Below are 20,964 nucleotides of genomic sequence, written 5' to 3'. Positions count from 1 at the left end.
CCACGGGATCTGCGCTGAAACACCCGTGGGAGCGGGCTCGCCCCGCGATGGGCTGCGCAGCAGCCCCGGCCATCTCACAGACCAACCTCAGAGTACCGCCTTCGGATACGAGCCCAGCACTTTCAGCGCAACGGCTTCCTGGCTGATCTTCTCCAGCACCGCCTTGATCAGCGGATCGCGGTGATGACCCACGAAGTCGATGAAGAACACATACGTCCACTTGCCGCTACGCGACGGACGAGTCTCGATGCGAGTCAGGTCGATGCCATTGTCATGGAACGGCACCAGCAGCTCATGCAGCGCGCCGGGCTTGTTGCTCATCGAGACGATGATCGAAGTCTTGTCGTCGCCGGTCGGCGGGACTTCCTGGCTGCCGATCATCAAGAACCGCGTGGAGTTATCCGGACGGTCTTCGATCTTCTCCGCCAGGCGGGTCAAACCATACAGGTTGGCCGCCATATCGCCGGCGATCGCCGCCGAATTCCACTCACCCTTGACCCGCTTGGCCGCCTCGGCGTTGCTCGAAACCGCCACGCGCTCGACGTTCGGGTAATGGGCGTCCAGCCACTTGCGGCACTGGGCCAGCGACTGGGCGTGGGAGTAGATGCGGGTGATGCTGTCGGTCTTGGTGTTCTCGCCCACCAACAAGTGATGGTGAATACGCAGCTCGACTTCACCGCAGATGACCATGTCGTGCTCGAGGAAGCTGTCGAGGGTGTGGCTGACCGCACCTTCGGTGGAGTTCTCCACCGGCACTACGCCGAAGTTGACGGCGCCAGCTGCCACTTCGCGGAACACTTCGTCGATCGCCGCCATCGGCTTGCTGATCACGGCGTGACCAAAGTGCTTCATCGCCGCCGCCTGGGTGAAGGTGCCTTCAGGGCCGAGGTAGGCGACCTTGAGCGGCTCTTCCAGGGCCAGGCACGAGGACATGATTTCGCGGAACAGCCGCGCCATCTCTTCGTTACCCAGCGGCCCCTTGTTGCGCTCCATGACGCGCTTGAGCACAGCTGCTTCGCGCTCAGGGCGATAGAACACCGGCTTCTCGCCTTCGGCCAGGGTGGCGGTCTTGACCTTGGCCACTTCCTGGGCGCAGCGGGCACGCTCGCTGATCAGCTCGAGGATTTTCTCGTCGAGGCTGTCGATGCGCACGCGCAGCGCCTTGAGTTCCTGCTCGGCCATCAAGCGTGCTCCTTCTCGAATTCGGCCATGTAGCCGACCAGCGCTTCAACGGCGTCCAGACCCAGGGCGTTGTAGATCGAGGCACGCATGCCGCCGACCGAACGGTGCCCCTTGAGGTTGAGCAGGCCGCGGGCGTCAGCACCGGCAAGGAAGGCCTTGTCCAGGCGCTCGTCAGCCAGGCGGAACGGTACGTTCATCCACGAACGGGCGTTGACGCTGATCGGGTTGGTGTAGAAGTCGCTGGCATCGATGAAGCCGTACAGACGGTCTTTCTTGGCGCGGTTGCGCGCTTCCATGGCCTCGACGCCGCCCTGCTCCTTGAGCCACTCGAACACCAGGCCCGAGAGATACCAGGAGTAAGTCGCCGGGGTGTTGTACATCGAGCCGTTGTCGGCCGAAACCTTGTAGTCGAGCATGGTCGGGCAGCTGCTGCGGGCGCGACCGAGCAGGTCTTCGCGCACGATCACCACGACCAGGCCGCTTGGGCCGATGTTCTTCTGCGCACCGGCGTAGATCAGGCCGTAGTCGGCAACGTTGATCGGACGCGAGAGGATGTCGGACGACATGTCGACCACCAACGGCACGTCACCGGTCGCGGGCACCCAGTCAAACTGCAGGCCGCCGATGGTTTCGTTGGAAGCATAGTGGACGTATGCGGCGTTCTTGGTCAGGTTCCATTCGTTCTGGCCTGGAATAGCCAGGTAGTCGTAGCCCTTGGCGCTGGCAGCGACATTGATGTTGCCGAAGCGCCGCGCTTCTTCGATGGCCTTTTTCGACCAGATGCCGGTTTCGACGTAGTCGGCAGTGCCGGTTTCCGGCAGCAGGTTCAGCGGGATCTCGGCAAACTGCTGGCTGGCACCACCCTGCAGGAACAGGACTTTGTAGTTAGAGGGGACGGACAGCAGGTCACGCAGGTCTTGCTCGGCCTTTTCAGCGATGGCCACGTAGTCGTCGCTGCGATGGCTCATCTCCATCACCGACAAGCCCTTGCCACGCCAGTCCAGCATTTCAGCCTGGGCGCGCTGCAGGACAGCGTCAGGAAGCGCAGCAGGGCCTGCGCAGAAGTTAAAGGCTCGTTTGCTCACATCCACTCTCGCTCTGCTCTGTTCAGTAAGCGGGGCGACCATAGTCGCCCCGCCGGGTTGTTGCGCTGTGTTATTCCTGAGGCGCCTCTTCGGCGGCGCCGGCATCGTCATCAGCCGCGTCCACCGCGTCGATCTCGACGCCCTCTTCGCCCTCGATCAGCTCATCGAGGTCTTCGGAAGGCTCCTGGATCCGCTCGAGCCCCACCAGGGTCTCGTCGCTGGCCAGCTTGATCAAGGTCACACCCTGGGTGTTACGACCCAGGCTGGAGACCTCGCCCACCCGGGTACGCACCAACGTGCCCTGGTCGGAGATCAGCATGATCTCTTCGCCTTCCTGGACCTGGATCGCCCCGATCAACAGACCGTTGCGCCCCTTGGTACCCATGGCGATCACGCCCTGGCCACCACGGCCGCGACGCGGGAACTTGGACAGCGGAGTGCGCTTGCCGAAGCCACGCTCGGAGGCGGTGAGAATCTGCGCGCCGGACTCAGGGATCAGCATGGAGATGATCCGCTGGCCTTTGCCCAGCTTCATGCCACGCACGCCGCGTGCGGTACGGCCCATTTCACGGACCACGCTCTCAGCGAAGCGAATCACCTTGCCAGCGTCGGAGAACATCATGACTTCCTTGGCACCGTCGGTGATGGCCGCGGCGATCAGGGTGTCACCTTCCTTGAGCTTCAGGGCGATCAGGCCATTGGAGCGCGGACGGGCGAACTGCACCAGCGGGGTCTTCTTGACGGTACCCGAAGCGGTAGCCATGAAGATGTAGGCGCCAGTCGGTTCGGCGACCAGTTCCGGCGTATCGCCGTCTTCTTCGTCGATTTCCTCTGGCTCGACCACCTCGCCTTCGAGCACAGTGTCGTCGGCATCGTCGATGTCTTCATCGACGCCAGCGCTCTGCTGCAGGGCTTCGAGGTCGATCTGCAGCATGGCGGTGATACCTTCACCCTCCTCCAGCGGCAGCAGGTTGACCAGCGGACGACCCCGGGCAGCGCGGGACGCTTCGGGAATGTCGTAGGTCTTGAGCCAGTACACCTTGCCCTTGCTGGAGAACAGCAACAGGGTGGCGTGGCTGTTGGCGACCAGCAGGTGCTCGATGTAGTCCTCGTCCTTGACGCCGGTAGCCGACTTGCCTTTGCCGCCACGGCGCTGGGCCTGGTAGGCGGACAACGGCTGGGTCTTGGCATAACCACCGTGGGAGATGGTCACCACGCGCTCTTCTTCCGGGATCATGTCGCCGTAGCTGAGGTCGTGACGGGCATCGAGGATTTCGGTGCGGCGCACATCGCCGTATTCGGCGCGGATCGCTTCGAGCTCTTCGCGGATCACTTCCATCAGGCGCTCGGCGCTGCTGAGGATGCGGATCAGCTCGCCGATCTGGTCGAGAATCTCTTGGTACTCGGCCAGCAGCTTCTCGTGCTCAAGACCAGTCAGGCGGTGCAGACGCAGGTCAAGAATGGCCTGGGCCTGTTCCGGCGACAGGAAGTACTTGCCGTCGCGCATGCCGTATTGCGGATCGAGGTCTTCCGGACGGCAGGCATCGGCACCGGCGCGCTCGACCATGACCTGCACAGCGCTGGACTCCCAAGGCGTGGTCACCAGGGCTTCCTTGGCTTCGGACGGGGTCGGCGAGGCCTTGATCAGGGCGATGACCGGATCGATGTTGGACAGCGCAACCGCCTGGCCTTCAAGGATATGGCCACGTTCACGGGCCTTGCGCAGCTCGAATACGGTACGACGGGTCACCACTTCACGGCGGTGACGGACGAACGCTTCGAGCAGGTCCTTGAGGTTGAGCAGGCGCGGACGACCGTCGATCAGGGCGACGATGTTGATGCCGAACACGCTTTGCAGCTGGGTCTGGGCATAGAGGTTGTTGAGGATCACCTCCGGCACTTCGCCGCGACGCAGCTCGATGACGATGCGCATGCCGTCCTTGTCGGACTCATCGCGCAGCTCGGTGATGCCTTCGAGTTTCTTCTCTTTGACCAGCTCGGCGATCTTCTCGATCAGACGGGCCTTGTTCAGCTGGTACGGCAGCTCGGTGATGACGATCTGCTGGCGACCACCGACCTTGTCGATGTCTTCGATCTCGGAGCGGGCGCGCATATAGATGCGGCCACGGCCGGTGCGATAGGCCTCGATGATGCCGGAGCGGCCATTGATCAGGCCGGCCGTTGGGAAGTCAGGGCCAGGGATGAACTGCATCAGCTCATCGATGGTGATTTCCGAGTTGTCGATCAGCGCCAGGCAGCCGTCGATGACCTCGCCGAGGTTGTGCGGCGGGATGTTGGTCGCCATGCCCACGGCGATACCGCTGGAACCGTTGACCAGCAGGTTGGGAATCCGCGTTGGCATGACCGCCGGGATCTGCTCGGTGCCGTCATAGTTGGGCACCCAGTCGACCGTTTCTTTATGCAGGTCGGCCAGCAGCTCGTGAGCCAGCTTGGTCATGCGCACTTCGGTGTATCGCATGGCCGCGGCGTTATCGCCGTCGACCGAACCGAAGTTGCCCTGACCGTCGACCAGCAGGTAGCGCAGCGAGAACGGCTGGGCCATACGCACGATGGTGTCGTAGACCGCAGTGTCGCCGTGCGGGTGGTACTTACCGATGACGTCACCGACCACACGGGCGGACTTCTTGTACGGTTTGTTCCAGTCGTTGCCCAGCTCGCTCATCGCATAGAGAACGCGGCGATGCACGGGTTTCAAGCCGTCACGCGCATCGGGCAGTGCACGCCCGACAATCACGCTCATCGCGTAGTCGAGGTAAGACTGTCTCAGTTCGTCTTCGATATTGACCGGGAGGATTTCTTTGGCCAGTTCGCCCATGAGAAGCCTGATTCCTTTTTCTGGTGAAACCTCGTCCAAGTCCATCAAGGACGAACGAAGCTCGTCGCCGCAGCGCACAGTGGTGCGACGACTTACGACAAATCAATAGGTTGTGCCTTGGATCTGCGCAATGAAGACCACCTCAATGGGCGGCCTTGGAAACTGCCGGATGGTATCACAAAGGCGGTGCCGATGGGAGATATGGCAGGTTGCCGCTAATTCGTGAAATCCGCAGGCCCGCAGCCACTCCCATCGCGGGGCAAGCCCGCTCCCACGCCCCGCTCCAGACCGGTTTCAGTGCAGGCGCTTGCGGCACATCAATTGGGCAAGCTTGGCGGTGTCTGGCCGCTCGACGATGCCTTTTTCGGTCACGATCACATCGACCAGATCCGCCGGGGTCACGTCGAACACCGGATTGAACACCTCAACCTCCGCGGCGAAGCGGCTGGCCGCGACATCCAGCAACTCGTCGGCATCGCGCTCTTCCAGTGGAATGTCATCACCCGTCGCCAGGTTCAGGTCGATGCTGGTGCTCGGTGCCACGACCATGAAGCGCACGCCGTGGTGCATTGCCGCCACCGCCATCTGGTAGGTGCCGATCTTGCTGGCCACATCGCCATTGGCAGCGATGCAGTCGGCGCCGACCACCACCCAGGTGATGCCCTTGACCTTCATCAGGTGGGCCATTGCTGAATCCGCGCAGAGCGTCGCCGGGATGCCTTCGTGGGCCAGCTCCCAGGTAGTCAGGCGCGAACCCTGCAACCAAGGGCGGGTTTCGCCGACATACACGCGCTCGACCATCCCTTCGAGGAAGGCTGCGCGAATCACCCCCAGCGCCGTGCCAAAGCCGCCGCTGGCCAAGGCCCCGGCATTGCCGTGGGTGAGCAGGGTCTGCTCATTGCCCTGATGGCGACGGATCTGCTCGATGCCGTACTGAGCCATGGTCAGGTTGGCTTCACGGTCGCTCTCATGAATCGCTACGGCTTCGGCTTCCATTACCGCCAGCACGTCTTCATCCGGGCGCAGGCGCTGCAGCCGATCACGCATGCGGTTGAGCGACCAGAACAGGTTGGCGGCGGTCGGGCGCGACTCGGCCAGGGCGAGGAAATCCTCCTCCAGGGCCATTTCCCAGTCGTCATCCTCGGCCAGCCGATCGCGCAGGGCCAGAACCAGGCCGTAGGCGGCGCTGATGCCAATCGCTGGCGCGCCACGCACCGCCATGCCCTGGATCGCCTTGACCACATCTTCTACATCGGTGCAAGCCAGCCAGTGCTCTTGCGACGGCAGCAGGCGCTGGTCGAGCAGATGCAGGGTGCCGTCACGCCACTGGATGCCGGTCACCTTCTCCGCCGCCAAAAGTCGCTCGCGCATCGCCTCTCCCCGTCGTTCGGTGATCAAAAGGCGGCGATTATAGCGAGCCTCAGCCGCGGGCGCTCGGGTATACTGCGCGTTCCGCCCAAACGTTGCAGGTAGCCCACGCATGCCCACGCCCTCCACTCCCCTAGACCTGCTGCTGGTGCCGGCTTGGCTGGTACCTGTGGAACCGGCCGGGGTAGTACTGGAAGGCCATGCCCTGGGCCTACGCGACGGCCTGATCGCCTGGATCGGCCCACGCGAGCGTGCACCGGCCGCCAACGAGGTGCGCGAGCTGCCCGATTGCCTGCTCTGCCCTGGCCTGGTCAACGCCCATGGCCACGCCGCCATGACGTTGTTCCGCGGTCTGGCTGACGACTTGCCCTTGATGACCTGGCTACACGAGCACATCTGGCCCGCCGAGGGGCGTTGGGTCGATGAGGGGTTCGTCCGTGATGGCACTGACCTGGCCATCGCCGAGCAGCTCAAAGGCGGCATCACCTGCTTCGCCGACATGTATTTCTACCCCCGCGAGGCCTGCGACCGGGTCCACCGTAGCGGCATCCGCGCCCAGGTGGCGGTGCCGTTGCTGGACTTCCCGATCCCTGGCGCACGCACGCCAGACGAAGGCCTGCACCTGGCCATCGAGCTGTTCGGCGATCTGCGCCATCACCCGCGCATCACCATCGCCCTCGGCCCGCACGCGCCGTATACGGTCAACGACCACAACCTGGAGAAGATCCGGGTGATTGCCGACCAGCTGGATGCGCCGCTGCACATGCATATCCACGAAACCGCCAGCGAGGTCGAGCAGGCCGTGGCCGAGCATGGCGAGCGGCCGCTGGCCCGGCTGGCTCGGCTGAGCCTGCTGGGCCCCAACCTGCAAGCGGTGCACATGACCCAGATCAGCGACGACGATCTGGCGCTGCTGGTAGAAAGCAACACCAGCGTAATCCACTGCCCGGAGTCCAACCTCAAGCTGGCCAGCGGCTTCTGCCCGGTCGAGCGCCTGTGGCAGGCTGGGGTCAATGTCGCGGTAGGCACCGATGGTGCAGCCAGCAACAACGATCTGGACCTGCTTGGCGAGACTCGCACCGCCGCCCTGCTGGCCAAGGCGGTCGCTGGCTCTGCGGCGGCGCTGGATGCTCACCGCGCGCTGCGCATGGCTACCCTCAACGGCGCCCGCGCCCTGGGGTTGGAAGCGCGCATCGGTTCACTGGAGGTGGGCAAGGCTGCAGACCTGGTGGCCTTCGACCTGTCGGGCCTGGCCCAGCAGCCGGTCCACGACCCGGTATCACAATTGATCTACGCCACCAGCCGCGACTGCGCGCGGCACGTTTGGGTGGCCGGCGAGCAACTGCTCGACGAGCGCCGCCTGACGCGCATGGACGAAACGGCGCTGACCGCCATGGCCCGCACCTGGGGCGCGCGCATCGCAGGCAAAGAATGACTGGCCGGCAGCTGCGGCTGCCGCCCTGTGACACCTTTCATCGAAGATTCAGAGGATTTGTTCAATGAGCAACGTCGACCACGCCGAAATCGCCAAATTCGAGGCCCTGGCTCACCGCTGGTGGGACCGCGAGAGCGAGTTCAAGCCGCTGCACGACATCAACCCGCTGCGCGTGAACTGGATCGATGAACGCGTCAGCCTGGCCGGCAAGAAGGTACTCGACGTCGGCTGCGGCGGCGGCATCCTCAGCGAAGCCATGGCCCAGCGCGGCGCCACTGTGACTGGCATCGACATGGGCGAAGCGCCGCTGGCGGTGGCCCAGCTGCACCAGCTGGAATCGGGCGTCGAAGTCGAATACCGGCAGATCACCGCCGAGGCCCTGGCAGAAGAAATGCCCGAGCAGTTCGACGTGGTCACCTGCCTTGAGATGCTCGAGCACGTGCCCGACCCTTCGTCGGTAATCCGCGCCTGCTACCGCATGGTCAAGCCGGGCGGCCAGGTGTTCTTCTCCACCATCAACCGCAACCCCAAGGCCTACCTGCTGGCGATCATCGGCGCCGAGTACATCCTCAAGATGCTCCCGCGCGGCACCCACGACTTCAAGAAATTCATCCGCCCGTCGGAGCTCGGCGCCTGGAGCCGCGTGGCCGGCCTGGAAGTCAAAGACATCATCGGCCTGACCTACAACCCGCTGACCAAGCACTACAAGCTGTGCAGCGACGTTGACGTCAACTACATGATCCAGACCCTGCGCGAGGAATGAGCATGCGTTTGCGAGCAGTACTCTTCGACATGGACGGCACGCTGCTGGACACCGCGCCGGACTTCATCGCCATCTGCCAGGCCATGCTCGCCGAGCGCGGCCTGCCTGCCATTGACGACAAGCTGATCCGCGACGTGATCTCCGGCGGCGCCCGGGCGATGGTCGCTGCGACCTTTGCCATGGACCCGCAAGCCGAAGGCTTCGAGGCCCTGCGCCTGGAGTTCCTCGAGCACTATCAGCGAGATTGTGCCGTGCACAGCAAGCTGTTCGATGGCATGGGCGAGCTGTTGGCCGACATCGAAAAAGGCGGCCTGATCTGGGGCGTGGTGACCAACAAGCCGGTGCGCTTCGCTGAGCCGATCATGCAGCGCCTGGGCCTGGCCGAGCGTTCCGCGTTGCTGATCTGCCCGGACCATGTGAAGAACAGCAAGCCTGACCCTGAGCCGCTGATCTTGGCCTGCAAGACCCTGGACCTGGACCCGGCCAGCGTCTTGTTCGTCGGCGATGACCTGCGCGACATCGAGTCTGGCCGCGACGCCGGCACCCGTACTGCGGCAGTGCGCTATGGCTATATTCATCCTCAGGACAACCCCAACAATTGGGGTGCAGACGTGGTGGTGGACCACCCGCTGGAGCTGCGCAAGGTGCTCGACAGCGCGCTTTGCGGCTGCTGATTACTCTCAAAGGAGCTTACCAGCCGCGAGGGAGCGGGCTTTCCCGCCCCCTCGCAGGTGTGCGGCCCTACTGAATTCAAAGGACAGAGCTCATGTTCGACTACACCGCCCGCCCCGACCTGCTCAAAGGCCGGGTCATCCTGGTCACCGGCGCTGGCCGTGGCATCGGCGCCGCTGCCGCCAAGGCCTACGCCGCCCTTGGCGCCACCGTCCTGCTGCTGGGCAAGACCGAAGCCAATCTCAACCAGGTCTATGATGAAATCGTCGCCGCCGGCCACCCTGAGCCCGTAGCGGTCCCGTTCAACCTGGAAACCGCCCTGCCCCACCAGTACGACGAGCTGGCGGTGATGATCGAGAAAGAGTTTGGTCGCCTCGACGGCCTGCTCAACAATGCCTCGATCATCGGCCCACGCACCCCGCTGGAGCAGCTGTCGGGTGACAACTTCATGCGCGTGATGCACATCAACGTCAATGCCACGTTCATGCTCACCAGCACGCTGCTGCCGCTGCTCAAGCTGTCCGAGGATGCTTCGGTGGTGTTCACCTCCAGTAGCGTTGGGCGTAAGGGCCGGGCTTACTGGGGGGCGTACGGGGTGTCGAAGTTCGCTACCGAAGGGCTGATGCAGACCCTGGCCGACGAGCTGGAAAACGTGGCGCCGGTACGCTCCAACAGCATCAACCCAGGGGCAACCCGCACCGCCATGCGCGCGCTGGCCTATCCGAGCGAGAATCCGCAGGATAATCCGCTGCCTGAAGAGATCATGCCGGTGTATCTGTACCTGATGGGGCCGGATAGCAAGGATGTGAATGGGCAGGCGCTGAACGCCCAGTAAGCTGGCCTGCGCCTGTAGCGACGCTATCGCGGGGCAAGCCCGCTCCCACGCGGCCTACCTAGCTTGGCGTGGGAGCAAGCAAGCCCGCTCCCACGCAAACTACCTCTCCTTGCGTGGGAGCGGGCTTGCCCCGCGATGGCGATGGCAGCGACTCAGCCCGCCGCCAAGCCCAACCGAGTCCGCCCTGCCTGACGCTGCTCCAGCTGCATGCAGCGCTCCAGGAACAGGTACATGCAGTCATAGCTCTTGCACACCGCCCGGCGTAGCTCGGCGCGCAACAGCGGGGTGGGATTCTCCCCGACCAGCGTGCAAATGATCTCCAGCGCCTCCCATGGATGCGCATCGTCATACTGGGCATGCATCTTCAGCCACTTCATGGCGCGCTTGCGGGTCTCTTCAGGGAAGCCCTGGGCATAGGTATCATCCGCACACACCACCGCCGACCACTCCCCGGTCGCACCCTCGATGGCATAGTTGGTCGCCGCCATGGCAATGGCCAGCGACTCGGTGGCGCACACTCGCCAGCACCAATCGTTCAGGCCATTGAGCTCAGGCGGCACGTCCTGCGCCTGCAGATCCCCCAGTGTGACGCCATGGGCGTGGCACCAGTGCACCCAGTAATCAGCATGGTTGAGCTCGACGCGGATATTGCGCATCAACCAACGCCGGGCCATGTCTTCGCCGGGATGGCGGGCGAAGCGGGTCTTGGTCAGGTTGTGCGCCATGTACAAGGAGAATTGCTCGACCACCGGCCAGCCGCCAATCAGGTACTGGCGAATGGTCGCCGGCCTCAGTTGGCCATCGCGCAGGCGCTGATAGAATTCGTGCTCGACCACCCGCCGCTTGCTTTCACGACAGTCGTCGATCATGTGTTGCGCCCACTGCGGATAACTGGCGGGATCCATCAATGGCCCGATCCGAACAAATGTATCAATCACTGTCAGCTCCTTGATTCCTTGTGATTTTTCGAACGACCTTCAGCGAAACGTCCCTGGTGCCCTTTGCAGCAGTGGCCTTGCAGCAATCCGCTGGCGTTGCAGGCTGTCGCAGGTGAATACCTGCGGCCGCTCGATCAAGTAGCCCTGGGCGTAGTCCACGCCGATTTCCTGCAGGGCCTGCTCGATCAATGGAGTCTCGACAAACTCGGCAATCGTCCGTTTACCCATGACGTGGCCGATGTGGTTGATCACCTCCACCATAGCGCGATTGATCGGATCGTCCAGCATATCTTTAACGAAACTTCCGTCGATCTTCAGGAAGTCGACGGGTAAATGCTTCAAATAAGCGAATGACGACATTCCGGCGCAGAAATCATCCAGGGAGAACCGGCAGCCCAATCCCTTCAATTCGTTGATGAAGCGAATCGCACTGCCCAGGTTGGCGATGGCGCTGGTTTCGGTAATTTCGAAGCAAATCAGCCGCGGCGGGATGTCGAACTCGCCGAACAGCCGCTGCAAATATTCAAGAAACTTGTCATCACCGATGCTCGAACCGGACAGGTTGATCGCGCACATCGCCAGCGGCCCGCCGCGGTCCTCGTCCAGGCACTGGCGAATGATCTGGAACACATTGCGCACCACCCAGCGATCCAGCGCGGTCATCAACCCATAACGCTCGGCCGCCGGAATGAAGCTGTCCGGCATCACCGTGCGTCCGCTCTCGTCGTGCAGCCTGAGCAGAATTTCAATATGCCCCGGCCCTTCCTGGTAGCTCAAAGGCGCGATCTCCTGGGCATACAGGCAGAAGCGGTTTTCTTCCAACGCCACGTGCAGGCGCTGGATCCAGGCCATTTCGCCAAAGCGCATGGACAACTCGCTGTCATCGGCGTGATAGACCTGCACCCGGTTGCGCCCCTTCTCCTTGGCCATGTAGCAAGCCATGTCGGCGGCCCGTAGCGAAGCTTCCAGGGTGCTCGGCGCCTGGGCCATGTGCACCAGGCCAATACTCACGGTGGTGATGAACGGGCGGCCTTTCCAGACAAAATGCAGGCTCTGGACCAGCTGGCGCAGATGCTCGGCGATGCGCTCGGCCTGCTCCGCCGGGCAGTTTTCCAGCAACACGCCAAACTCGTCGCCACCCAGGCGCGCCAGGGTATCGCCCTCGCGCAAACCCGACTGCAACACGGCGCAGATGTGCCGCAGCAGCTCATCGCCGGCAGCATGGCCGCAGGTGTCGTTGACCAGCTTGAACTGATCCAGATCGAGGAACATCAGCGAATGCCGCCCAGCCTGGCGCGCCAGGCTATTGAGCGCTTGTTCCAGGCGGTATTCGAATTCGCGGCGGTTGGCCAGACCGGTCAGGGCGTCGTGGGTTGCCTGCCAGGACAGGTTGGCGATGTATTGGCGCTCCTGGGTCATGTCGTGCAGCACCAGCACGATGCCGCTGACCTTGCCGGCACTGATGATCGGCGAGCCGACCAGATTGATCGACACGGTGCTGCCGTCCAGACGCTGGATCAAACGAGCATGTTCGGCACCGCCCTTGAGGCTGCCGCTGAGCACTTGCTCGACCAGACCGCGGGCATCCTCATCACTGTGTTCATCGACCAGGCTGAACAAGGCCGTCAACGGCAGGCCATGGGCCGGCCCGGCCTGCCAGTGGGTCAACTGCTCGGCGGCCGGGTTCATGAAGACGATATTGCCCTCGACATCGGCCGTGATCACCGCATCACCAATCGACTCCAAGGTGATCTGCGCCCGTTCGCGCTCGGCCTGCAAGGCACTGGCAAACGCCTGGCGCTGGGCCAACAGTTTGCTTGAGCGGCGCCAAGCCATGGTGATGAGAAACAACGCGGTGAGCAGGTTGGTGATCAGCAACACCTTGAGCAGCACCCGCGAGCCTTCACCCAGGGCATCGCTGAAGGCCTTGGCCGCAGGCGTCACGCCCTCGTTGATATTGACGATGCGCGCCTTCCAGGCACTTATCTGCTCGGGGTCTGGCTGCCCACTGGCGAACCCTGTGCGCATCTCGTTGGCGAGAATATCCAGCTGACGTAAATAGTCATCGCCGATATCCCAGTAGGAAATCGCCGTTTCCATGTAGCTGATATGACGAAAGTTGCGATAGAACCAGATGATCCGGGTGACATCATCAGGGTGATTGCCGCCCTGCAGGATGCCCGCCCGCGCAGCATCGAGGTCAGGGTTAAGCTGGTCGAGCGCCAGGCGTAGCTCGTGGTCGCCCTGCGGCACGGCAATGGCCTGGCGATAGCGCTGGAAAATCCGTTCGCTTGGGCTTTCGGCGTACAGGTTGAGGTAATAGATGGCGTCTTTCTGCGCCTTGGACCAGAGGCTCTCCCCTGCCACATAGGCGCGTACCGCCGAAAGCGTGTAGAGGCTGAGGCTGCCCAGCAAGACCTGGAAAATGACAACCGCGACAAAGGGCCAGATGATGCCCAATAGCTTTGGCGCTTCTAGAGTACGAATTCCCTTCATGGATTCCCTGTCACTGCGGCAGATAAGGCACGAATCAACCCAGACAAGCACTAGCGTAGGCCATTTGCCATCTGCGTGGAGGGATTTTAATAACGCCATAAAAGAGATTTGTAGCGTCTAGTCGGGCCTCATCGCGCGACAAGTCGCAGCGGTGCGATGAGGCCAAACTAACTACAGAAAAACTCAGGTCTGCTGCAAATGCCCGTACAACTTGGCATACAGCCCACCCTCAGCAATCAGTTGCTGATGATCGCCATCCTCGGCCACATGCCCGCCATCGAATACCAATACCCGATCGGCTTGTTTCACCGCAGAGAGGCGGTGAGCGATGATCAGCGTGGTGCGGCCACTGAGGAACCGGGCCAACGCCTGGTGCAGGTTGTACTCGGTTGCGGCATCCAGCGCCGAGGTCGCTTCGTCGAGGATCACCACCTTAGGTTCGGCCAAGACCATCCGGGCAATCGCCAGACGCTGGCGCTGACCACCCGACAAGCGCACACCCGAACGCCCTACCACGCTGTCCAGCCCTTGCGGCAAGGCGGCGATGGTGGCGTCGAGCTGGGCAATGCGCAGCGCCTGCCAGCAGGCATCATCACTGCACTCGCGGCCCATGGTCAGGTTGGCGCGCACCGTGTCGTTAAACAGCGAAGGATGCTGCAGCACGACTGCGACGTTCTCACGCAGGGTCTCCAGGCCGATCTCCTGCAAGCTCGCGCCGCCAAAGCGGATGGTGCCGGCTTGCGCGGTATACAGGCCCAACAGCAACTGCACCAGGGTGCTCTTGCCGCCGCCGCTGGCACCGACGATGGCGACCTTCTCGCCGGGGGCGATGGACAGCTCCAGATGCTCCAGCACCGGCTCGTCAGCATAGGCAAAGCGCAGGTCGCGCACCTCGATTGCCACCGTTTCGCGGCCGCTGAACGGGTCAGTGGCCGCCGGGTACTGCGGCTCGTCATCGCGCGCCAGCAGTTCGTTGAGCCGGCTCAGCGCGCCGCCTGCGGCATAGTAGGCGTACTGCAGGTTGAGCAACTGCTCGACCGGGCCGATCATGAACCACAGGTAGCTGAACACGGCCAGCATCTGGCCGATCGACAGGTCCGAGAACAGCACCGTGAGCATCGCCGCGGCGCGGAAGATGTCGATACCGAACTGGAACAACAGGCCGCTGGCCCGCCCGCTGGCGTCGCTTTTCCATTGCGAGGCCACGGCATAGTCGCGCACTTCCCGGGCGCGCAGGCCAAGGCGCCCGAGGAAATAGCCCTGGCGGTTGCCAGCGCGGATTTCCTGGATGGCGTCGAGGGTTTCGGTCAGTGCCTGGGTAAAGCGTGCGGTGCTGTCGTTTTCCAGCTTCTTCAGGTGCTTGACCCGCTTGCCCAGCTGCACAGTGAAGTAGATCACCAGCGGGTTGAACAGCAGAATCAGCAAGGCCAGCTGCCAGTGCATCCAGATCAGGATCGCCGCTGTACCGGTCAAGGTCAGCACCGCTACCAGGAAGCGACTGAGGGTCTCGCCGACGAACTTGTCCAGGGTATCCAGGTCGGTGACCAGATGGGTGGTCACGGTGCCGCTACCCAGGCTTTCGTATTCCTTGAGCGAGATCCGTTTGAGCCGCTCGATCAGGCGAATGCGCAGGCGGTAGACGATGTCCTTGGCCAAGCCGGCAAACAGCTTGGCCTGCACCACGTTGAACGCCAGCGCCGCCAGGCGCAGGCACAACGTAGCCACCAGCATCAGGCCGATGTAACCAGCCGCTACCTGCCAGTTGGCCGGCAACAGGTTGTTCATCCACTTGAGCGCGGCGTCACCGTTACCCAGCAGCACCTCGTCGACCAACAGCGGCAGCAGCAAAGGGATCGGCACGCTGCACAGGGCTGCGAGCACCGCCACCAGGTTGGCGCTCCACAAGGCTTTGCGGTGATGCAGGGCCAGGCGGCGGATTTCCGCCCAGCTCAGTCGATCGGCCACAGTTTGAGGCTTCCCCGGCACAGGGTCGGGCGACCCTGGCAGATCAAGCACAAGCGGCCTGCTGCAGCCAGCGGCCGAGCAAGGGTTGCAAGCGCTCCAGCGGCTGGTAGCCGTTGGTCAGCAGTGCCAGCTGGCCATTGCGCTCGGCCAGCAGCGTCGGGAAGCCGGCAATGCCCAGGTCCTGCACCCAACTAAAATCGGCAGCGGTCGCGGCGCGGGTTTCGCTACTGATCAGGCTGGCAGAGAACTGTTCGCGGTCAAAGCCGGCCTGTTCGGCCAGCTCGAGCAACTGCGGGGCACGGGTGACGTCCAGGCCGTGCTCGTAGAAACCGCGCTGAATCAGTGCCAGCAGGCCCCAGGCCCGCTCGGCATCCAGCTCGCGCGCAGCGACCAGGGCACGGCAGGCAGGCTCGGTGTCGTAGACAAAACCATCAGGCATCGCCCCGTCGAAGCGAAACACCTGGCCCGTCGCTTCAGCCACGGCCTGCCAGTGCTCAAGGATATAGCGACGGGTCGAGGCATCCAGCGCGCTGCTGCCGGTGCGCAAACCGCCGGCTACCAGGCGGGTCGGCACGCCGGCGTCTTGCGCCTGGGCGATCAGGGCCTGCGCCACTGGCGCAAAGCCCCAGCACCAGGAGCACATCGGGTCCATCACATAAAGCAGGCGTGCAGACATGCATCAAGCCTCGGCTTTGTAGTTGTAGCCGATCGGGTGGGGCAGATTGCGCGCCTTGGCCAGTTCGATCTGCTTCTGCCGGTCGATGGCGCTGCGTCGGGTCTTCTCGCTGAGGCTGTCCCAGCAATGCGGGCAACTGACACCCGGCGAGTAGTGTTCGGACGCACGGTCTTCCACGTTGATCGGATGACGGCAAGCGTGGCACTGGTCGTACTCGCCCTCGGTCAGGTCATGACGCACCGTGACCCGGTTGTCGAAGACGAAGCAGTCGCCGTCCCACAGGCTTTGTTCCTGAGGCACTTCCTCGAAGTACTTCAGCACGCCACCTTTAAGATGATAGACCTCCTCGAAGCCTTCACCGAGCATATAGCTGGAGGCTTTTTCGCAGCGGATGCCACCGGTGCAGAACATCGCCACCTTCTTGTGCTTGCTGGGGTCGAAGTTGGCCTTGATGTAGTCGGGGAACTCGCGGAAGGTCTCGGTCTTCGGGTCGATCGCGCCCTTGAAGGTGCCGATGGCCACTTCGTAGTCGTTGCGGGTGTCGATCAGCAGCACTTCGGGGTCGCTGATCAGCGCGTTCCAGTCTTTGGGCTCGACGTAGGTGCCAACCTTGTGGTTGGGGTCCACGCCCGGCACGCCGAGGGTGACGATCTCTTTTTTCAGCTTGACCTTGGTGCGGTAGAACGGCTGCTCGTCGCAGTAGGATTCTTTGTGGTCAACGTCGATCAGGCGCGGATCATTGCGCAGCCAGGCGAGCAGGCCGTCGATGCCTTCGCGGGTGCTCGACACGGTGCCGTTGATGCCTTCTAGGGCCAGCAGCAAGGTGCCTTTGACGCCGTTGTCCAGCATGGCCTTGAGCAGCGGCTCGCGCAGCTCGACGTAGTCTTCCAGGGTGACGAACTTGTACAGCGCCGCCACGACGATAGCTTGGGACATGAACACTTTTCTCCAAGTGGTCACCCTCGTAAGGGGCGGACCGGAATGACAATTTGACGATGAATCATAAATGCACGTGGGAGCGGGCTTGCCCGGCGATAGCGTCGATTGGCGCTATTGCCGGGCAAGCCCGCTCCCACGGGTGATGCGAAGTTTACCAGAATGGCCAGAAGGATTCAGTGACCGCCGCCAGCGCAGACCGGCGAGGCTGGCGCAGCGCCAACCTGGGCCCACTCTTCAGGGGTATAGGTATGAATCGCCAGGGCATGAATCTGGCCCATCAAGTCGCCCATGGTCGCGTAGACCTTCTGGTGGCGCTTGACGCTGTTGAGGCCGGCGAACTGCTCGCTGACCAGCACCGCCTTGTAGTGGCTTTCCTGGCCGCGGCTGTGCATGTGGCTCTCGTTGAACACCTCAAGGTGCTGGGTGCCCAACGGCGCCAGTTGCTGCTCGATGCGTTGCTGCATGCTCATCGGGTGTTACTCACTTTTTCGCGGGAGCCGCTTTGCCAGCGTTGGGGTCGAGCTCCTTGGTCATGTCTTCGAGCAGCTTGTTGACCACAGGCACCGCAGGCTCAAGGCTCTGCTGGGTCAGCTGGGCCGACTGCTGGGTGACCTTCGGCATTTCGCGCAGGACTTTCTTGCCCAGCGGCGACTCGTAGAACTTGACCAGGTCCTTGAGCTCGCTTTCGGTGAAGGTCGCGGTGTACAGGCTGACCATTTTCGGCTGCAGCTTTTTCCAACCGATGGCGTTGTCCAGGGCGGCGTTGGCCTTGGCCTGGTAACTGTCGAGCACGGACTTCTTGGAGGCCGGCGCCTTGGTCTGCTCGAAGCGCTGGGCAAACATCTGCTGGACCTGCATGTACACCGGAGTGCCCAACTTGTCAGCGTTGGCCAGGGTCAGGAATTTCTCGGCGGCTTGGTTGTGAGCAGGGGTGGCGGCGAGTACCTGGCCGCTGGCACAGGCCAGCGCGACGGCGGCACAGAGGACACGGAGACGGGTCATTGCAAATCCTTCAAGAGAGGGAGGCGGATACCTCAGAGTAGAGCATTCTGCGCCGCGCTGGGCGCTGTACTCAAGTGGCACGACGAGCGATTGAACCGCTCTTTCGAATCAGGGCCTAAACTGCGGATTCAGACGACAAAGGAGTGAACGCAGCATGAGCCGTATCGAGACAGACAGCCTGGGTCAGGTCGAAGTTCCTGAGGACGCTTACTGGGGCGCACAGACCCAGCGTTCGCTGATCAACTTCGCCATCGGTAAAGAGCGCATGCCGCTTGCCGTGTTGCACGCCCTGGCGCTGATCAAGAAAGCCGCGGCGCGGGTCAACGACCGCAATGGCGACCTGCCGGCCGACATCGCCCGGCTGATCGAGCAAGCCGCCGACGAAGTACTCGCTGGCGAGCATGACGAGCAGTTTCCGCTGGTCGTCTGGCAGACCGGCAGCGGTACCCAGAGCAACATGAACGTCAACGAAGTGATCGCCGGGCGCGGCAACGAACTGGCCGGCAAGGGTCGCGGCGGCAAAGTGCCGGTGCACCCGAATGATCACGTCAACCGCTCGCAGAGTTCCAACGACTGCTTCCCTACCGCGATGAACATCGCCGCGGCGCAGGCTGTGCACGACAAGCTGCTGCCGGCGATTGCCGAATTGTCCGCAGGGCTGGCCGAGCTGTCGGCGCGCCACATCAATCTGGTCAAGACCGGCCGCACGCACATGATGGATGCCACGCCGATCACCTTTGGCCAGGAGGTATCGGCCTTCGTTGCCCAGCTCGACTACGCCCAGCGCGCCATCCGCGCCACCTTGCCGGCGGTGTGCGAGCTGGCCCAGGGTGGCACGGCGGTGGGCACCGGCCTGAACGCCCCGCTCGGTTTTGCCGAGGCGGTGGCAGCTGAACTGGCGGCGCTGTCCGGCCTGCCGTTCGTCACGGCGCCGAACAAGTTTGCCGCCCTTGCCGGCCACGAGCCGCTGACCAGCCTGGCTGGCGCGCTGAAGACCTTGGCGGTGGCCTTGATGAAGATCGCCAACGACCTGCGCCTGCTCGGCTCTGGCCCACGTGCCGGGCTTGCCGAAGTGCGCTTGCCGGCCAATGAGCCGGGCAGCTCGATCATGCCCGGCAAGGTCAACCCGACCCAGTGCGAGGCGTTGTCGATGCTCGCCTGCCAGGTGCTGGGCAACGACGCGGCGATTGGCTTTGCCGCCAGCCAAGGGCATCTGCAGTTGAACGTGTTCAAGCCGGTGATCATTCATAACCTGTTGCAATCGATCGAGTTGCTGGCCGATGGCTGTCGCAACTTCCAGCAGCACTGCGTGGCCGGGATCGAGCCGGATGCCGAGCAGATGGCGGCGCATCTGGAGCGCGGCTTGATGCTGGTGACAGCGCTCAATCCGCATATTGGCTATGACAAGGCGGCAGAGATTGCCAAGAAGGCTTATAGCGAGGGCACGACCTTGCGCGAGGCGGCCTTGGAGCTGCAGTACCTGACTAACGAGCAGTTCGATGAGTGGGTGCGACCGGAAAACATGCTGGCGCCGGGGGCCAAGGGCTAAAGAGTTGTAGTGCCTGTACTGGCCCTATCGCGGGACAAGCCCGCTCCCACGGGATCACACGTGGGAGCGGGCTTGTACCGCGATAGGGCCGGCGAGGCAATCAATGCACCTGAGCCAAACGCGCCCGCCGTGCCCGCCAGCCGGCCACCAACGACGGCCCCAGGGCGACCATCGCCGACCCCGCCACCACCGTCACCGCGCCCACATAACCCAGGGCATTGATGTCCTCGGCATGCACGTAGTCCGGCCACAGCCACGCCGCCAGCGCCACGGCAACGAAGGTCACCAACGGCGTCAAGGCCAGGGTCGCACTCACCCGCGAGGCTTCCCAGTGGGCCAACGCCTCGGCAAACGCGCCGTAGGCCACCAGGGTGTTCAGGCAGCAGGCCAACAACAGCCAACCCTGCAACGGGCTCAACTGCAGCGCCTCCAGCGGATGCACCCACGGCATCAGCAAGCCGGCGCAGCCCAGGTAGATCACCATCATCACTTGCTGCGAGTTCCACACGGTGAGCAACTGCTTCTGGCTCAGGGCATAGAACACCCAGATGCTGGTCGCCAGCAAAATGGTCAATACACCCGTGGTATAGGCGCCCAGCGAGGTCAACAGTTCTTCCAGGCGCTGATTGAAGAACAACCCAAAGCCCATCAGCAACACCAGCAGACCCAAGCCCTGCCCCAGGCTGAAACGCTCTTTGAAGACGAACACGCTGGCCACCAACAGCAGCACCGGGCCAAGTTGCACCACCAGTTGCGCGGTGCCGGGGCTGAGCAGCTTCAGCCCGATCAGGTACAGCACGTAGTTCCCCAGCAGGCCGCAGATGGCCACGCCCACCAGGCCCAGACGCTTGCGCCCCATGCCTGCAAAGGTTGGCAGCCGTCGATTGGCCGCAAGCCAGGCGAACAGCAGGCCACCAGAAACCAGCAGGCGATACCAGGTGACGGTCACCGGATCCATGACCTGCAGGACTTGCTTGAGCTTGATCGGCAAGATGCCCCAGAGCAGCGCGGTCAATAGTGCCAACAGCAGGCCATGGACCCAGCGTCCGGAAGTGATATGCATAACGTCCTCGTTCAAGCCCTTGGTTCGGGTCTGTGGATTCTAAGGGCTTGGAGTACGTGACTGGGGGAAAGTGGCGGGAAAAGAATTCATCAGGTCATTCCCACAGGGCATGGCTGGTCATGCCGGCCTCATCGCGGGGCAAGCCCCCACCCCCCCGAAC

The 20,964-nt window shown here is 63.1% G+C and carries 17 protein-coding genes; 5 read left to right on the top strand and 12 right to left on the bottom strand.

What is annotated here, in order from left to right:
* Nucleotides 1-87: 87 nt before the first annotated feature.
* The 4 genes from pheA to mtnA all read right to left on the bottom strand — a co-directional run bounded on the left by pheA (nt 88) and on the right by mtnA (nt 6,474).
* A complete protein-coding gene (gene pheA / locus AAZU54_RS20725; protein WP_186554757.1) occupies nt 88-1,182 on the bottom strand; it encodes a prephenate dehydratase in 1,095 nt (364 codons plus the stop codon).
* Nucleotides 1,182-2,267: a 3-phosphoserine/phosphohydroxythreonine transaminase gene (gene serC / locus AAZU54_RS20720; protein ID WP_312155340.1), complete on the bottom strand. Its 1,086-nt coding sequence runs from the start codon at nt 2,265-2,267 to the stop codon at nt 1,182-1,184. Before serC ends, pheA begins: the two co-directional genes overlap by 1 nt.
* A 70-nt stretch (nt 2,268-2,337) precedes the next feature.
* Complete coding sequence (gene gyrA / locus AAZU54_RS20715; protein ID WP_186554755.1) at nt 2,338-5,103, bottom strand: DNA gyrase subunit A; 2,766 nt, start codon at nt 5,101-5,103, stop codon at nt 2,338-2,340.
* A 294-nt stretch (nt 5,104-5,397) separates the two neighbouring features.
* Nucleotides 5,398-6,474: an S-methyl-5-thioribose-1-phosphate isomerase gene (mtnA, locus tag AAZU54_RS20710; protein ID WP_312156451.1), complete on the bottom strand. Its 1,077-nt coding sequence runs from the start codon at nt 6,472-6,474 to the stop codon at nt 5,398-5,400.
* A gap of 109 nt (nt 6,475-6,583) precedes the next feature.
* Here mtnA and AAZU54_RS20705 point away from each other — a divergent pair, with 109 nt between their 5' ends.
* From AAZU54_RS20705 to AAZU54_RS20690, 4 genes are all read left to right on the top strand, one after another.
* Nucleotides 6,584-7,906 (top strand): TRZ/ATZ family hydrolase, encoded by a 1,323-nt coding sequence (locus AAZU54_RS20705; protein WP_434727597.1) that lies wholly within the window; start codon nt 6,584-6,586, stop codon nt 7,904-7,906.
* A 64-nt stretch (nt 7,907-7,970) separates the two neighbouring features.
* Complete coding sequence (gene ubiG, locus AAZU54_RS20700; RefSeq protein ID WP_186554752.1) at nt 7,971-8,669, top strand: bifunctional 2-polyprenyl-6-hydroxyphenol methylase/3-demethylubiquinol 3-O-methyltransferase UbiG; 699 nt, start codon at nt 7,971-7,973, stop codon at nt 8,667-8,669.
* A gap of 2 nt (nt 8,670-8,671) precedes the next feature.
* On the top strand, nt 8,672-9,343 hold the full coding sequence (mupP, locus tag AAZU54_RS20695) for an N-acetylmuramic acid 6-phosphate phosphatase MupP (protein ID WP_434727596.1): 672 nt from the start codon (nt 8,672-8,674) through the stop codon (nt 9,341-9,343).
* A 92-nt stretch (nt 9,344-9,435) separates the two neighbouring features.
* Nucleotides 9,436-10,176, top strand: coding sequence for a YciK family oxidoreductase (locus tag AAZU54_RS20690; RefSeq protein ID WP_186554750.1), 741 nt, complete (start codon nt 9,436-9,438; stop codon nt 10,174-10,176).
* A 152-nt stretch (nt 10,177-10,328) separates the two neighbouring features.
* Here the strand turns inward: AAZU54_RS20690 and AAZU54_RS20685 are convergent, their stop codons facing one another.
* The 7 genes from AAZU54_RS20685 to AAZU54_RS20655 all read right to left on the bottom strand — a co-directional run bounded on the left by AAZU54_RS20685 (nt 10,329) and on the right by AAZU54_RS20655 (nt 18,192).
* Nucleotides 10,329-11,114 carry a TenA family transcriptional regulator gene (locus tag AAZU54_RS20685; RefSeq protein WP_312155194.1) on the bottom strand — a complete coding sequence of 262 codons (786 nt, stop codon included), beginning with the start codon at nt 11,112-11,114 and terminating at the stop codon, nt 10,329-10,331.
* A gap of 39 nt (nt 11,115-11,153) precedes the next feature.
* Nucleotides 11,154-13,610, bottom strand: a complete 2,457-nt coding sequence (locus tag AAZU54_RS20680) for an EAL domain-containing protein (RefSeq protein WP_312155196.1) — start codon at nt 13,608-13,610, stop codon at nt 11,154-11,156.
* Between the two features lie 183 nt (nt 13,611-13,793).
* Nucleotides 13,794-15,626: an ABC transporter ATP-binding protein gene (locus AAZU54_RS20675; protein WP_186554747.1), complete on the bottom strand. Its 1,833-nt coding sequence runs from the start codon at nt 15,624-15,626 to the stop codon at nt 13,794-13,796.
* A complete protein-coding gene (locus AAZU54_RS20670) occupies nt 15,619-16,251 on the bottom strand; it encodes a DsbA family protein (RefSeq protein WP_186554746.1) in 633 nt (210 codons plus the stop codon). Before AAZU54_RS20670 ends, AAZU54_RS20675 begins: the two co-directional genes overlap by 8 nt.
* Nucleotides 16,252-16,254: 3 nt before the next feature.
* A complete protein-coding gene (locus AAZU54_RS20665) occupies nt 16,255-17,187 on the bottom strand; it encodes a rhodanese-related sulfurtransferase (RefSeq protein ID WP_186554745.1) in 933 nt (310 codons plus the stop codon).
* A gap of 176 nt (nt 17,188-17,363) precedes the next feature.
* The gene (locus AAZU54_RS20660) at nt 17,364-17,660 is read right to left on the bottom strand and encodes a BolA family protein (RefSeq protein WP_186554744.1); all 297 of its coding nucleotides are present in this window, start codon (nt 17,658-17,660) and stop codon (nt 17,364-17,366) included.
* 10 nt (nt 17,661-17,670) lie between these two features.
* On the bottom strand, nt 17,671-18,192 hold the full coding sequence (locus AAZU54_RS20655) for a DUF2059 domain-containing protein (RefSeq protein ID WP_264235162.1): 522 nt from the start codon (nt 18,190-18,192) through the stop codon (nt 17,671-17,673).
* 154 nt (nt 18,193-18,346) lie between these two features.
* Here AAZU54_RS20655 and AAZU54_RS20650 point away from each other — a divergent pair, with 154 nt between their 5' ends.
* Entirely contained in the window at nt 18,347-19,741 is a 1,395-nt protein-coding gene (locus tag AAZU54_RS20650) for a class II fumarate hydratase (protein WP_434727595.1), read from the top strand.
* 100 nt (nt 19,742-19,841) lie between these two features.
* Here AAZU54_RS20650 and AAZU54_RS20645 read toward each other — a convergent pair whose 3' ends face one another.
* A complete protein-coding gene (locus AAZU54_RS20645) occupies nt 19,842-20,804 on the bottom strand; it encodes a DMT family transporter (protein WP_186554741.1) in 963 nt (320 codons plus the stop codon).
* Nucleotides 20,805-20,964: the final 160 nt, after the last annotated feature.

Source organism: Pseudomonas sp. Je.1.5.c, assembly GCF_051129895.1.
In the GTDB taxonomy this organism is placed as follows: domain Bacteria; phylum Pseudomonadota; class Gammaproteobacteria; order Pseudomonadales; family Pseudomonadaceae; genus Aquipseudomonas; species Aquipseudomonas urmiensis.
The sequence above is the reverse complement of the archived record's forward strand: the minus strand, read 5'-3'. Positions and strand labels throughout refer to the sequence as shown.

Coding starts and splice junctions, on each gene's coding strand:
- pheA (WP_186554757.1), bottom strand. CDS start 1,182: ATGGCCGAGCAGGAACTCAAGGCGCTGCGCGTGCGCATCGACAGCCTC.
- AAZU54_RS20690 (WP_186554750.1), top strand. CDS start 9,436: ATGTTCGACTACACCGCCCGCCCCGACCTGCTCAAAGGCCGGGTCATC.
- gyrA (WP_186554755.1), bottom strand. CDS start 5,103: ATGGGCGAACTGGCCAAAGAAATCCTCCCGGTCAATATCGAAGACGAA.
- AAZU54_RS20680 (WP_312155196.1), bottom strand. CDS start 13,610: ATGAAGGGAATTCGTACTCTAGAAGCGCCAAAGCTATTGGGCATCATC.
- mtnA (WP_312156451.1), bottom strand. CDS start 6,474: ATGCGCGAGCGACTTTTGGCGGCGGAGAAGGTGACCGGCATCCAGTGG.
- AAZU54_RS20705 (WP_434727597.1), top strand. CDS start 6,584: ATGCCCACGCCCTCCACTCCCCTAGACCTGCTGCTGGTGCCGGCTTGG.
- AAZU54_RS20650 (WP_434727595.1), top strand. CDS start 18,347: ATGAGCCGTATCGAGACAGACAGCCTGGGTCAGGTCGAAGTTCCTGAG.
- AAZU54_RS20655 (WP_264235162.1), bottom strand. CDS start 18,192: ATGACCCGTCTCCGTGTCCTCTGTGCCGCCGTCGCGCTGGCCTGTGCC.
- ubiG (WP_186554752.1), top strand. CDS start 7,971: ATGAGCAACGTCGACCACGCCGAAATCGCCAAATTCGAGGCCCTGGCT.
- mupP (WP_434727596.1), top strand. CDS start 8,672: ATGCGTTTGCGAGCAGTACTCTTCGACATGGACGGCACGCTGCTGGAC.
- AAZU54_RS20660 (WP_186554744.1), bottom strand. CDS start 17,660: ATGAGCATGCAGCAACGCATCGAGCAGCAACTGGCGCCGTTGGGCACC.
- AAZU54_RS20645 (WP_186554741.1), bottom strand. CDS start 20,804: ATGCATATCACTTCCGGACGCTGGGTCCATGGCCTGCTGTTGGCACTA.
- AAZU54_RS20665 (WP_186554745.1), bottom strand. CDS start 17,187: ATGTCCCAAGCTATCGTCGTGGCGGCGCTGTACAAGTTCGTCACCCTG.
- AAZU54_RS20670 (WP_186554746.1), bottom strand. CDS start 16,251: ATGTCTGCACGCCTGCTTTATGTGATGGACCCGATGTGCTCCTGGTGC.